Genomic DNA, 13,133 nt, shown 5'->3' with positions numbered 1-13,133 from the left:
CGTTTGGCCCGACATGATCATTACCTCATTGCTCGACACCGACCTGTACAAGTTCACCATGATGCAGGTGGTGCTGCATCACTTCCCGGCGGCACAGGTCGAATACCGCTTCAAATGCCGTAACGCGGGGGTCGATCTGACGCCCTACGTGGACGAGATCCGCGAAGAAGTGGCGCAGCTCTGCCAGGTCCGCTTTACGCCGGACGAGTTGCAATACCTGCGCGAGCTACGCTTTATCAAGAGCGATTTCGTCGACTTCCTCGACCTGTTCCACCTCAACGAGAAATACGTGACGATCGCGCCCGCCGCTCCCGGCAGCGGTGAGATCGAGATCACCATTCGCGGGCCGTGGCTGCATACCATCCTGTTCGAGGTGCCGTTGCTGGCCATTGTCAACGAGGTCTATTTCCGCCGCACCCAACCGCAACCTGACTGGAGCGAGGGGCGCAAGCGCCTGGAAGACAAACTGGCCTTGCTGAAGATGCCTGCCCACGCGGACTGCGTGATTGCCGACTACGGCTCGCGTCGCCGCTTTTCGCGCGACTGGCAGGAAGAGGTGTTGCAGACCATGCGCCGAGTGCTCGGCCCGCAACTGGCCGGCAGCAGCAACGTGCATTTCGCACGCACGCATAACCTGGTTCCGCTCGGGACCATGGCGCATGAATACCTGCAGGCCTGCCAGGCCCTGGGGCCGCGGCTGCGCGACTCGCAGGTGTTCGCGCTGGAAGTCTGGGCCAAGGAATACCGTGGCGACCTCGGCATTGCCTTGTCCGACACCTATGGCTTCGACGCCTTCCTGCGTGACTTCGACCTGTACTTCTGCAAGCTGTTCGACGGCGTGCGGCATGATTCCGGCGATCCCATCGCCTGGGGCGAACGCATGCTGGCGCACTACGCCGCCGGCCGTGTCGACCCGCAGGGCAAGACGCTGATCTTCAGTGACAGCCTCGACATCCCGCGCGTGATCGAACTGTACGAACGCTTTGGCGGGCGCTGCCGGCTTGCCTTCGGCGTGGGCACCAACCTGACCAACGATCTTGGCTACACGCCGCTGCAGATCGTCATCAAGATGACCCGCTGCAATGGCCAGCCAGTGGCCAAGCTGTCGGACACGCCCGAGAAGACCATGTGCGATGATCCAGCCTACCTCGCGTACCTGCGGCAGGTGTTCGGCATCAAGGCGCCGGCGTAGCGCTCAGGTGCGATGCAGGCGCGCCGTTGCTGCAGCCCCCAGATCCCTAAGCCTCCAAGCCTTCAACCTCCGGAAACCGACCATGGATACCACCTCCGCCCGCGATCGCATCTTTGCCCGCATCCGCGCCGCCCAGGGCCGCGCGCCCGGGGTGAGCAACGGCGAGCGCGCGGCGGTGGCTGATTACCTCGCGCGCCATCCCGCCGGCCCCCGTCCGCCGGCGCCGGTGGACCGGATCCAGGCCTTCCAGGAACAGGCGCAGAAAATGGCCTCCACGGTGGAGCGGGTGGCCACGATGGCCGACGTGCCGGGCGCGGCCGCGCGCTACCTGGACAGCCTCGGCCTGGCGCGCCGTGCCGTGGCCTGGGACAGCCTGGCGGCACTGGACTGGCAAGGGCAGGGCTTGACAGTGGCGTGCCGCCCGCCCATCCGCGATGCGCAGGCCGATCACGACCATGGCGACATGGTCGGTATCACGGGCTGCTTTTGCGCGATCGCCGAGACCGGCTCGCTGATGCTGCTGTCCGGCCCGCAGACCTTCGCTTCGGCGGCGCTGCTGCCGGAGACGCATATCGCGGTGGTGCCGGTCTCGCGCATCGTCGATGGCCTGGAAGACGCCTTCGCGCTGGTGCGCAGCGAGCGCGGGGAGTTGCCCCGTGCCACCAATACCATCAGCGGGCCCTCGCGCACTGGTGACATCGAGCAGACCATTGTGCTCGGCGCGCACGGCCCATACCGCGTGCACGTGATCCTGGTCGAACAGGACTGAGCGCGGCAGCCCAGGGCGTCCGGCATTGGTGGAGCCGCGCGGCGATTGCTTTACACTTGAGGGTCTCGCCGCGCGCCTGCGGCCCGCTTGCCGGGCCACTCGGGCTCGTGCGCTTTCTCCGCTCGCGGCCGCCTTCAGGCCCGGGTGACGCAATCCGATACAAGGAGATCCCGCCCGATGCGACGTGCCCCCGCACTGCTATTCCCGCTGGCCCCGCTGTTGTTCACCCTGCTGTTCATGCTGGCGCCGAGCCTGGCCCATGCCGCCGATCTCGACGGGGCCACGCTGTCGCCAATGTGGGCGTTGCCCTTCGCCGGTACCTTGCTGTCGATCGCGCTGTTTCCGTTGATCGCGCCGCGCTTCTGGCATCACCACTACGGCAAGATCATCGCAGCCTGGGCAGTGCTGTTCCTGGTACCGTTCGCGCAGGCCTTCGGCATGCATGCCGCCGTCGCCAATGCCGTGCACGCGCTGCTGTCGGAGTACATCCCCTTTATCGCGCTGATCGCCGCACTCTATATCGTGGCCGGCGGCATCTGCGTGCGTGGCAACCTGCATGGCACGCCGCGCCTGAATACCGGCCTGCTTGCGCTCGGCACGGTGCTGGCCAGCCTGATGGGCACCACCGGCGCCGCCATGCTGCTGATCCGGCCGCTGCTGCGCGCCAATGACAACCGCAGGCATGTGGCGCATGTGGTGGTGTTCTTTATTTTCCTGGCTGCCAATGCGGGTGGCGCGCTGACGCCGCTGGGCGATCCGCCGCTGTTCCTGGGTTTCCTGAAAGGCGTGGATTTTTTCTGGACCCTGCGCAACATCCTGCCCGAGACGCTGTTTATCTGCATCGCACTGCTGGTGATTTTCTATTTCGTCGATCGCCACTACTACCTGAACAAGGAAGAAGAGTTGCCGCAGGCAGCGGACCCCACACCCGATTCCGCGGGCATCCGCATCGAAGGCAAGCGTAATTTCGTGCTGCTGCTGGCGGTGGTGGGCTTGGTGCTGATGAGCGGGCTGTGGAAGCCCGGTATCGAATTCAACGTGATGGGCACCATGGTCGGCCTGCCGGCGGCGGTGCGCGATGTGTTGCTGGTGGTGGTGGCACTCGTGTCCCTGCTGATCACGCCGATCACGGCGCGCACGGGCAACGAATTCAACTGGGAACCGATCCTGGAAGTCGGCAAGCTGTTCGCCGGCATCTTCCTCACCATCATTCCCGTGATCGCCATGCTCAAGGCCGGCACCGACGGCGCCTTCGCCAGCGTGATCCGCATGGTCAGCGATAGCGGCGGCCAGCCCATCGACAGCATGTATTTCTGGGCCACGGGCATTCTTTCGTCTTTCCTGGACAATGCGCCGACCTACCTGGTGTTCTTCAACACCGCAGGCGGCGACCCCGCTACGCTGATGACGCGCGACGCCTCAACGCTCGCAGCCATCTCGGCCGGCGCCGTCTTCATGGGCGCCAATACCTATATCGGCAACGCGCCCAACCTGATGGTCAAGGCAATTGCCGAAAGCCGCGGCGTGCGCATGCCTAGCTTCTTCGGCTACATGCTGTGGTCGATCTGCGTGCTGGTGCCACTGTTCCTGGTGATGACCTTTATCTTCTTCCACGTGTGAGTGTGAGCATGACCAAGCCTTCCGTTCTCGTGACCCGCGCCGTCTTTCCCGAAGTGATCGACCGGCTCGCGCAGTACTTCGACGTCGACGACAACCAGCCGGACGTGGCGCTGGACGGCGCCGCGCTCAAGGCGCGCCTCGCCGGCAAGGCCGGCGTGCTGGCCAATGCCGCGGACCGCATCGATGCCGGCCTGGTAGCCGGGCTGCCGGCCTTGCGCGCGGTCTGCAACATGGCGGTGGGGTACAACAACCTCGATGTACCGGCGCTGACCGCCGCCGGGATCGTGGCCACCAATACGCCCGATGTGCTGACCGAGACCACGGCCGATTTCGGCTGGGCCTTGCTGATGGCGACCGCGCGCCGCGTGACCGAGTCCGAGCACTGGCTGCGCGCTGGCAAGTGGGAGCGGTGGAGCTACGACATGTTCCTCGGCATGGACCTGTACCGCAGCACGCTCGGCATCCTTGGCATGGGCCGCATCGGCCAGGCCCTGGCACGCCGCGCCGCGGGGTTTGGCATGTCGGTGCTCTATCACAACCGCAGCCGCTTGCCCGAGGACACCGAGCGCGTGTTGAACGCGCGCTATGTCAGCAAGGCCGAGCTGCTGGCACAGTCCGATCATCTGCTGCTGGTGCTGCCGTATAGCGCGCAGAGCCATCACAGCATCGGCGCGGCCGAGCTGGCGCAGATGAAGCCGTCGGCCACGCTGGTCAACCTGGCGCGCGGCGGCGTGGTCGACGACGCTGCGCTGGCCCGGGCGCTGCGCGAGGGGCGTATCTTTGCTGCCGGGCTCGACGTGTTCGAGGCAGAGCCACAGGTCCATCCCGACCTGCTGACGGTCCCCAACGTGGTGCTGACCCCGCATATCGCCAGCGCCTCGGAGAAAACCCGCCGCGCCATGGCGGATCTGGCCGCCGACAACCTGATCGCCGCGCTCGGCGTGGGGCCGCAGGCAGGGCAGCCGCCTTCGGTGATCAATCCCGAAGTGATGGCGCGCCGCCGCTGATCCTCTCGCCGCCAACACCTGCCAACCTATTCATGACTTTGATTTCCCTGTTGACCCTGGCCCTTGCACTGGCAGCCGTGCTGCTGCTGGTAGTGTTGCTGCTCCGACCCCGCGTGGCACAGGACGGCGCCGGTGGTCCGGAGCTGCTGCGTCAGCTCGCCGATCTGCGCGCCGAAGGCGCGCGCGGCAATGAGCGCCTGGAGCGTGAGCTGCGCACCGAGGTGACTGAGAGCGCGCGCGTCGGCCGTGGCGAAGCCGGCCAGCAGATGATGCGTTTCCAGCAGGCTCTGTCCTCGCAGCTCACCAGCATCGCCACGCTGCAGAACAACCAGATCGACATGTTCGCGCAGCAGCTTGCCAAGCTGACCGAGTCCAACGCCCAGCAGCTTGAGCAGGTCCGGCAGAACCTGTTGCAACAAGGCCAGCAGGCGCGAGACGAGCAAGGCAGCGCGCTGCGCCGATTTGGCGACGGGCTGCAGCAGGAACTGGCGCAGATGTCCGAGGGCAACGAGCGCCGCCTGGGCGAAGTGCGCGCCACGCTGGAGCAGCGGCTCAAGGAGATCGAGGTCAACAACGCGGCCAAGCTTGAGGAGATGCGCCGCACCGTCGACGAGAAGCTGCACGCCACGCTGGAGCAGCGGCTGGGCGAGTCCTTCAAGCTGGTCTCGGACCGGCTCGATCAGGTGCACCGGGGCCTTGGCGAAATGCAGGCGCTGGCCCAGGGCGTGGGCGACCTCAAGCGGGTGCTGACCAACGTCAAGTCGCGCGGGACATGGGGCGAAGTGCAGCTGGAGATGCTGCTGGAGCAGGTACTAACCGCCGAGCAGTACGCCAAGAACGTGGAGACGGTGCGCAATACTGGCGCGCGCGTGGAGTTTGCGATTCGCCTGCCGGGCAAGGATGCTGCCGGCGGACAGGTGTGGCTGCCCATCGATGCCAAGTTCCCGAAGGAACAGTACGAGCGCCTGCTCGACGCGCAGGAGCGCGGCGATGTCGATGGCGTGGCGCTGGCCGGGCGCGAACTGGAAGCCGCGATCAAGCGCGAGGCCCAGACGATCTCCGAGAAATATGTGTCGCCACCGGCGACCACGGACTTCGCCATCCTCTTTCTCCCCACCGAGGGGTTGTATGCCGAAGTCTTGCGGCGCCCGGGGCTGGCCGACCTGTTGCAGCGCAATTTCCGCGTCACGGTAGCCGGGCCGACCACGCTGGCCGCGTTGCTTAACAGTTTGCAGATGGGATTTCGCACCCTCGCACTGGAGCGCCGCTCAAGCGAAGTCTGGGAGGTGCTGGGCGCGGTCAAGACCGAGTTCGGCAAGTTCGGCGATGTGCTGGCCAAGACCCGCGACACGCTGGAACGTGCTGCCCGCAACATCGAGCAGGCTGAGGTGCGTACGCGCCAGATGGAGCGCAAGCTGCGCACCGTGGAAGCGCTGCCGGGCGAGAACGCGCAGGAACTGCTTGGCCTGGCCGCCGTGGTGGATGACGAGACCGCGGGCGGTTGAGGGGCAAAGCGCGCTGGGCAAAAAAAAGCGCATCGATTCGATGCGCTTTTTACGATCCGACGGCCGGCGGCTTCAGGGCAAGTCGCGGATTGTCACCTCGATGCCGCCGAAACGCGCTGCCACCCAGTTGTAGGCCTTGCAGGCCAGCCACAGCAGGCCGAAACCGATCAGCGCATTGAGAATCAGTGCCGTGAAGACGGTGATGCCGGGCAGGTCGCCATAGCGGATAAAGGCCACGAACAGACCCAGCGAGACGATGGGTACCGAAAAGCACAGGTACACGAGCACGAGCGCGCGGGCGGTTTTGACCGGGTGGAGGTACGCAATCTCCTGATTCATGACAGCTTGGGCAGTAAGCAAAGTAATGTTGCGCAAGTGTATCCAATGGGGGAGGCGGCGCATAGTCCGGCACTCGCGGGGTACGGAAAACCGCCGATCTGCTTGCTAAACCCCGGCAAAACTGCTGCACAAAAACGACACAAAGGTGCAGCCGGCGTACCGTGGCGGCCTTTCTGCCAGCGCTTACATCAGCCCGTCGAACAGCATGACTTCGACCTCGTCGCCGGCGGCGACCATGCCCTGTTCGTGCCCTAGCACGATGAAGCAATTGGCCTCGCTCATCGAGCGCAGCACGCCCGAGCCCTGCTGCCCGGTGATGCTAACCTGCCAGCCGCCCTCCGGGGCAGGCGCCAGGATGCCGCGCTGGTACTCGGTGCGGCCAGGTTTCTTGCGGATAGCCTGGGCGCTGCGCACGCGCATCAGCGGCAGGGGTGCCACCTTGGCGCCCATCTGGCGGTGCAGGGCAGCCCGCACGAAATGATAGAACGTCACCATCACCGCCACGGGGTTGCCCGGCAGGCCGAACAGCAGCGCTTCGTGGCCGTGGGAAGCGATGCGGCCGAAGGCCATGGGCCGGCCGGGGCGCATGGCGATCTTCCAGAAGGTCACATCGCCAAGCTGGGCCATGATCTGCTTGGTGTAGTCGGCTTCTCCCACCGAGACGCCGCCCGAGGTGATGACCGCGTCGGCGTTTTCGCACGCGCTGCGCAACGCCGCTTCGAGCGCGGCGGGATCATCGTGCACCACGCCCATGTCGATCAGGTCCACGTTCATCCGCCGCAGCATGCCGTGCAGCGTGTAGCGGTTTGAGTCGTAGACGCAGCCCGCATCGAGCGGCTCGCCAATGGAGCGCAGTTCGTCGCCGGTGGAGAAGAACGCCACGCGCAGGCGGCGCCGCACCTTGACTTCGGCCACGCCCAGCGACGCCAGCAGCCCGAGGTCGGCCGGCTGCAGGATGCGTCCGGCGGCCAGTGCCGGCTGGCCGATGGCGAGGTCTTCGCCCCGCAGGCGGCGGTTGTCGCCTGCCCGTACCGCCTTGGCATCGAAGCGAATCAGCTCGCCCTCGACGTCGACGAATTCCTGTGGAATCACGGTGTCGCAGCCGGCCGGCATGATGGCGCCCGTCATGATGCGCGCTGCCTGCCCGCGCGCAACCGCTTGCTCGCAGGCAGCGCCGGCGAAGGCGCTGCCGACCACAGCCAGGGCCACGTTGCCGCCCACGGCCAACTCGCTGCTGGCGAACGCATAACCGTCCATGGCGGAGTTGTCGTGCGCGGGCACATCCAGCCTGGAGATGACGTCTTCGGCCAGCACGCGGTCGAGCGCGGCGCGCAGGGCGACCTGCTCGGTGCCGCGCACCGGCTCGACCAGCTCGCCGATGATCTGGTTGGCCTGTGCCACCGGCAATGCGCCGGGATCGTAGTCGGACAGGCAGGAAATGACGGATTGTAGTGATGGCATGGACCGTTCCCGGGGGCAGCGGCCTGGTTTGGGTTGTCAGCGCGCTTCGAGCGTGCGCAACTCATCCAGGGTATTGATATTGGCGAAGGCGCCGGCGTCTTCGAACAGCACTTCGGCCAGGCGGTGCGAGGCGGCCCAGGTTTCGATCTTGCGGCCGCCGCCGTTGAGGAAAGCCACCAGGCCGTCGAGCGCCGTGACCGGCATCAGGCAAAACACCGGCTGGACCTGCCGGCGGCCATCCGCGTCGATGGTGACCGGGATGGCCATCTCGGCGTCTTGCGCGTCTACCGCGCTCGCCAGGCGCGCGGCCAGGTCGGATGGCAGGAAAGGCGAGTCGCAGGGGGCGCTCAGCATCCAGCCCGTCTGGCACTGTTCCAGCCCGGCCAGCATGCCAGCCAGGGGGCCGGCGAAGTCCGGCACCGAATCGGTGACCACCGGCACGCCGAAGGACTCATACGCGGCCAGGTTGCGGTTGGCGTTGATCAGCATGCCGCCGGTCTGCGCGGACAGGCGCAGCAGCGTATGCATCGCCATGGGCGCGCCGCGAAACGGCTGCAGGCCCTTGTCGGTGCCGCCCATGCGGCTGCCCCTGCCGCCGGCCAGGATCAGGCCGGTAATGTCTTCGCGAGAAATCATCGGGGGATGGGAGGATAGGGTGATGGGTTGGGCGGGACGGCTGTCGTCAGCCGCCGATATAGGACATCTCGATCTTGTTCTCGGCGCGCGCCTGGCGCACCGCGGGGTCGCTGCGCTGTTCGGAGTAGTGATCGGTGCGGCCTTGCCAGACCCCGGCAATGGCGTTCGAGATTTCCAGGTCGCTATGCTCGCCGCGCAGCAGCGCGCGCAGGTCGTAGCCTTCGGTGGCGAACAGGCACAGGTAGAGCCGGCCTTCGGTCGACAGGCGGATGCGGCTGCAGTCGCCGCAGAAGGCGTGGGTCACGCTGGAGATCACGCCGATCTCGCCGGCGCCGTCGCGGTAGCGCCAGCGCTCTGCGGTCTCGCCACTGTAGTTGGCTGGGATGGCTTCCAGCGGGAAGGCCGCGTGGATGCGGCGCACCACATCGGCCGAGGGCAGCACCTCGTCCATCTGCCAGTGGTTGCTCGCGCCCACGTCCATGAACTCGATAAAGCGCATGATGATGCCGCTGCCGCGGAAATGCGCGGCCATCGGCACGATTTCCCCGTCGTTGGTGCCGCGCTTGACCACCATATTGACCTTGATCGGCGCCAGGCCGGCCGCCTGGGCGGTCTCGATGCCGTCCAGCACGTCGCGCACCGCGAAGTCAACATCGTTCATGCGGCGGAAGGTGGCGTCGTCGATGGCGTCCAGGCTCACGCTGACCCGCGTCAGGCCTGCGTCGCGCAGCGCGCGCGCCTTGCGGGCCAGCAGCGAGGCGTTGGTGGTGAGGGTGAGGTCCAGCGGCTTGCCGGACACGGTGTCGATGCGCGCCAGCATTTCCACCAGCTTCTCGATGTTCTTGCGCAGCAGCGGCTCGCCGCCGGTGAGGCGGATCTTCTCGACGCCGTGCGCAACGAAGAGGCGCGCCGCGCGTTCGATTTCCTCGAAGCTCAGCAACTCGGAATGGGGCAGGAAGGTGTAGTCCTTGTCGAACACTTCCTTGGGCATGCAGTAGACGCAGCGGAAATTGCAGCGATCCGTGACCGAGATGCGCAGATCATGGAGCGGGCGGCCGCGCGTGTCGGCAACCAGCCCGGACGGTGCGGTGAGCACGGCCGGAATGCTTGGCGTCATCGAGCGGTAGCGATGGTCGCGCAGGTCGAAAATGGGAATGACGGATTCGGTCATGGCCTGGGGGGGTGGCAGTGCGGGTGACGGGCGGTTCTGGCGCGATTGCATGGGGCAGCATCGCCCGTTCCGGGCACCATCTTTCGGGTGCCATCTATTTGCCATTCTAGCCGAGCCGGGCATGGTACCGCCGGCATCACCCGGGACAAAGCCCGCTGGCATGAAAAAGGGACGGCATCGCCGTCCCTTTCCTTGCTACCCGTGAGGGTGCCGCTTACTTCTGCGGCGTCCCGGCGGTATCGCCACCGGTTTCGACCATGATCATCGGACCCTCAGGCAACGGCGGCAGAGGCTTGCGCTCCCGCACGACGCGCGCTGCCGGCGGGATGCTGGCAGCCGCTTCCTGCGCAGCGCGCAGCTTGCTGGTGTCGGTGTTGACCCACTCCAGGCCAGCCGAGGCCAGCATCGGCTGCAGGCTTTCGACCGCCACCGGGGCCACCGGGGCCACCGTTGCCACGGGGGCAGCGGCCGGCACATCAACGGCAGGCGCCACAACAACAGCAGGGGCTTCCACGACAGCTTCAGCCGCAACAGGGGCCGCAACTGGAGCCGATGCCGGCTGGTAGGCGGCCGGGCTTGCTGCGATCGTCCCAGCCACCGTTTCAGCCACTGGCTCGGCAACCGTTTCGACGATCGGCGCAGCGACCGGCGCCGAGATCGGCGCGGCCTGCACGAACACCGGCTCCGCCGGCAGTGCCACGGGCTGTTGCGTCACTACGGCAGCTTCGGCGGGCTGGTAAGCCGGTGCGCTCGGCGCGGCTTCGGCAACCGGCGCGGCAGCGGCTTCGATCGCAGGCGCTTGGGCGACCACAGCCGGGGCGGCGGCCTGGGTGCTTTCGCTCACTTCCGCCGTGTACTCGCCTTCAGCGCTTTCCGCGCCTTCGGTTGCCTGGACGCCGTCGTCGCGTTCGCGGCGATAGCGGTTGCGGCCACGGCGATTGCGGCGGCGGCGTTCTTCGCCTTCACCGTTCTCGGTGCCTTCCGTGCCTTCCGGCAGGTCGGTGCGTGCGTTGTCGGCGTCATCGTGCGAGGCAACCGCTGCGGCCACGGCCGGCGCTGCCACGACAGATGCGGCGGTCGCGGCTACGGCTTCGGCAGCCAGGCCTTCGGTGGCTTCGCCTTCGCGCGGCGCGTCGCCTCGTTCACGCTGGCGGTCGCGCTGGCGCTCGCGGCGTTCCTGGTTGCGGTCGCGGCGGCCTTCGCCACGGCCTTCCGTACGCTCGGCCGGCGCGCCTTCGGGCTGGCGGGCCGGCTGGACTTCCAGTGCGGCCTGGCGCGGAGCGCGGCTGTTGCGCTCGCCGCGTTGTTCTCCGCGCTCGCCACGTTGCTCGCCACGTTCGCCGCGCGCTTCGACGCGCTCCGTGCGCTGTTCGCCACGGTCCGCGCGCTCGGTGCGCTCGCCACGTTCCTGGGGGGCGCGCTCGCCGCGCTGGCCACGGCCCTGGCGGTCGCCACGTTCGCCGCCGCGCTCACCACGCTCGCCACCACGTTCGCCCCGCTGGCCACGGCCTTCACCGCGTTCGCCACGTTGGCCGCGTTCGCGACGGTTCTCCGCGCTGCGCTGCTCCGCGTCAACCGGCTTGGCCGGCTCGACGGCGGGCGCCGCGGGCTTGGCGCCGAACAGGTTCTTCAGCCAGCCGATAAAGCCACCGCCGACCACCGGCTGGGTAGCCGGCACCGGACGTGCGGCTGCCGCCGCGGCTTCCGGGCGCGGGGCGCGCTCTGCGCGCGGCACGGAGACGGGTGCCGGCTGTTCCGGGGTGATGCCCTTGACGGCAGCTTCCTGGCGCGGCTTGGCGTCTTCCTTCTTGCGGCTGCTGTAGCTGGTGTCGGCTTCCAGTTCCTTGGCGGCAGCCTCGGCCATCTTGTAGCTGGCCATGCTGTCTTCCAGGCGCGGGTCGTCGTGACGCAGGCGCTCCAGCTTGTAGTGCGGGGTCTCCAGGTGCTTGTTGGGGATCAGCAGCACGTTGACCTTGAAGCGCATCTCGATCAGGTTGATGTCCTGGCGCTTCTCGTTAAGCAGGAACGCAGCCACTTCCACCGGCACCTGGCAGTGGATGGCGGCGGTGTTTTCCTTCATCCCTTCTTCCTGGATGATGCGCAGGACCTGCAGGGCGGAAGATTCAGTATCCCGGATATGGCCAGTGCCGTTGCAGCGCGGGCAAGTGATGTGCGAGCCTTCCGACAGCGACGGGCGCAGGCGCTGGCGCGACAGCTCCATCAGGCCGAAGCGGCTGATCTTGCCCATCTGCACGCGGGCGCGGTCATGGCGCAGGGCATCCTTCAGGCGCGTTTCCACGTCCTTCTGGGCCTTGCTGGCTTCCATGTCGATGAAGTCGATCACGATCAGGCCGCCCAGGTCGCGCAGGCGCAGCTGGCGGGCGATTTCGTCGGCGGCTTCGAGGTTGGTGCGCAGCGCGGTTTCCTCGATGTCGGCGCCCTTGGTGGCGCGGGCCGAGTTCACGTCCACCGACACCAGGGCTTCGGTGTGGTCGATCACGATGGCGCCGCCCGAGGGCAGCATCACCATGCGCGAATAAGCCGACTCGATCTGGTGCTCGATCTGGAAGCGCGAGAAGAGGGGCACGTCGTCCCGGTACTTCTTCACGCGGTTCATGTTGTCGGGCATGACCACGCTCATGAAGGCGCGGGCCTGTTCGTAGATTTCGTCGGTGTCGATCAGGATCTCGCCGATATCCGGCTGGAAGTAATCGCGGATGGCGCGAATCACCAGGCTGGACTCGAGATAGATCAGCAGCGGGGCCTTGTTGTCGCCGGCGGCGCCGTCGATGGCCTTCCACAGTTGCAGCAGGTAGTTCAGGTCCCACTGGAGCTCTTCGGCCGAGCGGCCGATGCCCGCGGTGCGGGCGATGATGCTCATGCCCTCGGGCACGGCCAGCTGACCCATGGTCTCGCGCAGTTCCTGGCGGTCCTCGCCCTCGATGCGGCGCGATACGCCGCCGCCGCGCGGGTTGTTGGGCATCAGTACCAGGTAACGGCCGGCCAGCGAGATGAAGGTGGTCAGCGCCGCCCCCTTGTTGCCGCGCTCTTCCTTTTCTACCTGGACGATCAGCTCCTGGCCTTCATGCAACGCGTCCTGGATGCGCGCGTTACGCACGTCCACGCCTTCCTTGAAAAAGGCGCGTGCTACTTCCTTGAAGGGCAGGAAGCCGTGGCGTTCTTCGCCGTAGTTGACGAAGCAGGCTTCCAGCGAGGGCTCGATCCGGGTGATGACACCCTTGTAGATGTTGCCCTTGCGCTGTTCGCGCCCGGCGGCCTCGATGTCGATGTCGATCAGCTTCTGACCATCGACGATGGCGACGCGCAGTTCCTCTTGCTGCGTCGCGTTGAAAAGCATGCGTTTCATCGCATTACCTCACTCAATGCCGCGGATTGCACCGGCATGCGGTGCCCGCGGCGTTCGTTCCGTGGA

At 66.7% G+C, this 13,133-nt stretch carries 10 protein-coding genes; 5 read left to right on the top strand and 5 right to left on the bottom strand.

The window, feature by feature from the left end:
* The first annotated feature begins 13 nt into the window (after positions 1-13).
* The 5 genes from pncB (at position 14) to rmuC (ending at position 6,093) form a co-directional block, all read left to right on the top strand.
* Positions 14-1,192 carry a nicotinate phosphoribosyltransferase gene (pncB, locus tag RR42_RS14205; protein WP_043347950.1) on the top strand — a complete coding sequence of 393 codons (1,179 nt, stop codon included), beginning with the start codon at positions 14-16 and terminating at the stop codon, positions 1,190-1,192.
* Positions 1,193-1,274: 82 nt separating this feature from the next.
* Positions 1,275-1,961, top strand: coding sequence for a LutC/YkgG family protein (locus tag RR42_RS14200; RefSeq protein ID WP_043347947.1), 687 nt, complete (start codon positions 1,275-1,277; stop codon positions 1,959-1,961).
* Positions 1,962-2,138: 177 nt separating this feature from the next.
* The gene (locus RR42_RS14195) at positions 2,139-3,581 is read left to right on the top strand and encodes a sodium:proton antiporter (protein ID WP_043347944.1); all 1,443 of its coding nucleotides are present in this window, start codon (positions 2,139-2,141) and stop codon (positions 3,579-3,581) included.
* A gap of 8 nt (positions 3,582-3,589) precedes the next feature.
* A complete protein-coding gene (locus RR42_RS14190; RefSeq protein WP_043347941.1) occupies positions 3,590-4,588 on the top strand; it encodes a 2-hydroxyacid dehydrogenase in 999 nt (332 codons plus the stop codon).
* A gap of 32 nt (positions 4,589-4,620) precedes the next feature.
* Entirely contained in the window at positions 4,621-6,093 is a 1,473-nt protein-coding gene (gene rmuC / locus RR42_RS14185; protein WP_043347937.1) for a DNA recombination protein RmuC, read from the top strand.
* Positions 6,094-6,165: 72 nt separating this feature from the next.
* Here rmuC and RR42_RS14180 read toward each other — a convergent pair whose 3' ends face one another.
* From RR42_RS14180 to RR42_RS14160, 5 genes are all read right to left on the bottom strand, one after another.
* Entirely contained in the window at positions 6,166-6,432 is a 267-nt protein-coding gene (locus tag RR42_RS14180; protein ID WP_043347933.1) for a hypothetical protein, read from the bottom strand.
* Between the two features lie 183 nt (positions 6,433-6,615).
* Positions 6,616-7,893: a gephyrin-like molybdotransferase Glp gene (glp, locus tag RR42_RS14175; RefSeq protein ID WP_043347929.1), complete on the bottom strand. Its 1,278-nt coding sequence runs from the start codon at positions 7,891-7,893 to the stop codon at positions 6,616-6,618.
* 36 nt (positions 7,894-7,929) lie between these two features.
* On the bottom strand, positions 7,930-8,529 hold the full coding sequence (gene mobA / locus RR42_RS14170; RefSeq protein WP_043347927.1) for a molybdenum cofactor guanylyltransferase MobA: 600 nt from the start codon (positions 8,527-8,529) through the stop codon (positions 7,930-7,932).
* Positions 8,530-8,575: 46 nt separating this feature from the next.
* A complete protein-coding gene (moaA, locus tag RR42_RS14165; RefSeq protein ID WP_043347925.1) occupies positions 8,576-9,700 on the bottom strand; it encodes a GTP 3',8-cyclase MoaA in 1,125 nt (374 codons plus the stop codon).
* Positions 9,701-9,914: 214 nt separating this feature from the next.
* Complete coding sequence (locus RR42_RS14160; RefSeq protein WP_043347922.1) at positions 9,915-13,067, bottom strand: Rne/Rng family ribonuclease; 3,153 nt, start codon at positions 13,065-13,067, stop codon at positions 9,915-9,917.
* Between the last annotated feature and the right edge of the window lie 66 nt (positions 13,068-13,133).

The organism is Cupriavidus basilensis (assembly GCF_000832305.1).
GTDB lineage: Bacteria > Pseudomonadota > Gammaproteobacteria > Burkholderiales > Burkholderiaceae > Cupriavidus > Cupriavidus basilensis_F.
This window is presented reverse-complemented; position numbering and strand designations above follow the sequence as displayed.

Excerpts from the sequence above, each read along its gene's own strand:
- RR42_RS14190 (WP_043347941.1), top strand. The coding sequence starts at position 3,590 with ATGACCAAGCCTTCCGTTCTCGTGACCCGCGCCGTCTTTCCCGAAGTG.
- glp (WP_043347929.1), bottom strand. The coding sequence starts at position 7,893 with ATGCCATCACTACAATCCGTCATTTCCTGCCTGTCCGACTACGATCCC.
- RR42_RS14200 (WP_043347947.1), top strand. The coding sequence starts at position 1,275 with ATGGATACCACCTCCGCCCGCGATCGCATCTTTGCCCGCATCCGCGCC.
- RR42_RS14180 (WP_043347933.1), bottom strand. The coding sequence starts at position 6,432 with ATGAATCAGGAGATTGCGTACCTCCACCCGGTCAAAACCGCCCGCGCG.
- rmuC (WP_043347937.1), top strand. The coding sequence starts at position 4,621 with ATGACTTTGATTTCCCTGTTGACCCTGGCCCTTGCACTGGCAGCCGTG.
- moaA (WP_043347925.1), bottom strand. The coding sequence starts at position 9,700 with ATGACCGAATCCGTCATTCCCATTTTCGACCTGCGCGACCATCGCTAC.
- RR42_RS14195 (WP_043347944.1), top strand. The coding sequence starts at position 2,139 with ATGCGACGTGCCCCCGCACTGCTATTCCCGCTGGCCCCGCTGTTGTTC.
- RR42_RS14160 (WP_043347922.1), bottom strand. The coding sequence starts at position 13,067 with ATGAAACGCATGCTTTTCAACGCGACGCAGCAAGAGGAACTGCGCGTC.
- pncB (WP_043347950.1), top strand. The coding sequence starts at position 14 with ATGATCATTACCTCATTGCTCGACACCGACCTGTACAAGTTCACCATG.
- mobA (WP_043347927.1), bottom strand. The coding sequence starts at position 8,529 with ATGATTTCTCGCGAAGACATTACCGGCCTGATCCTGGCCGGCGGCAGG.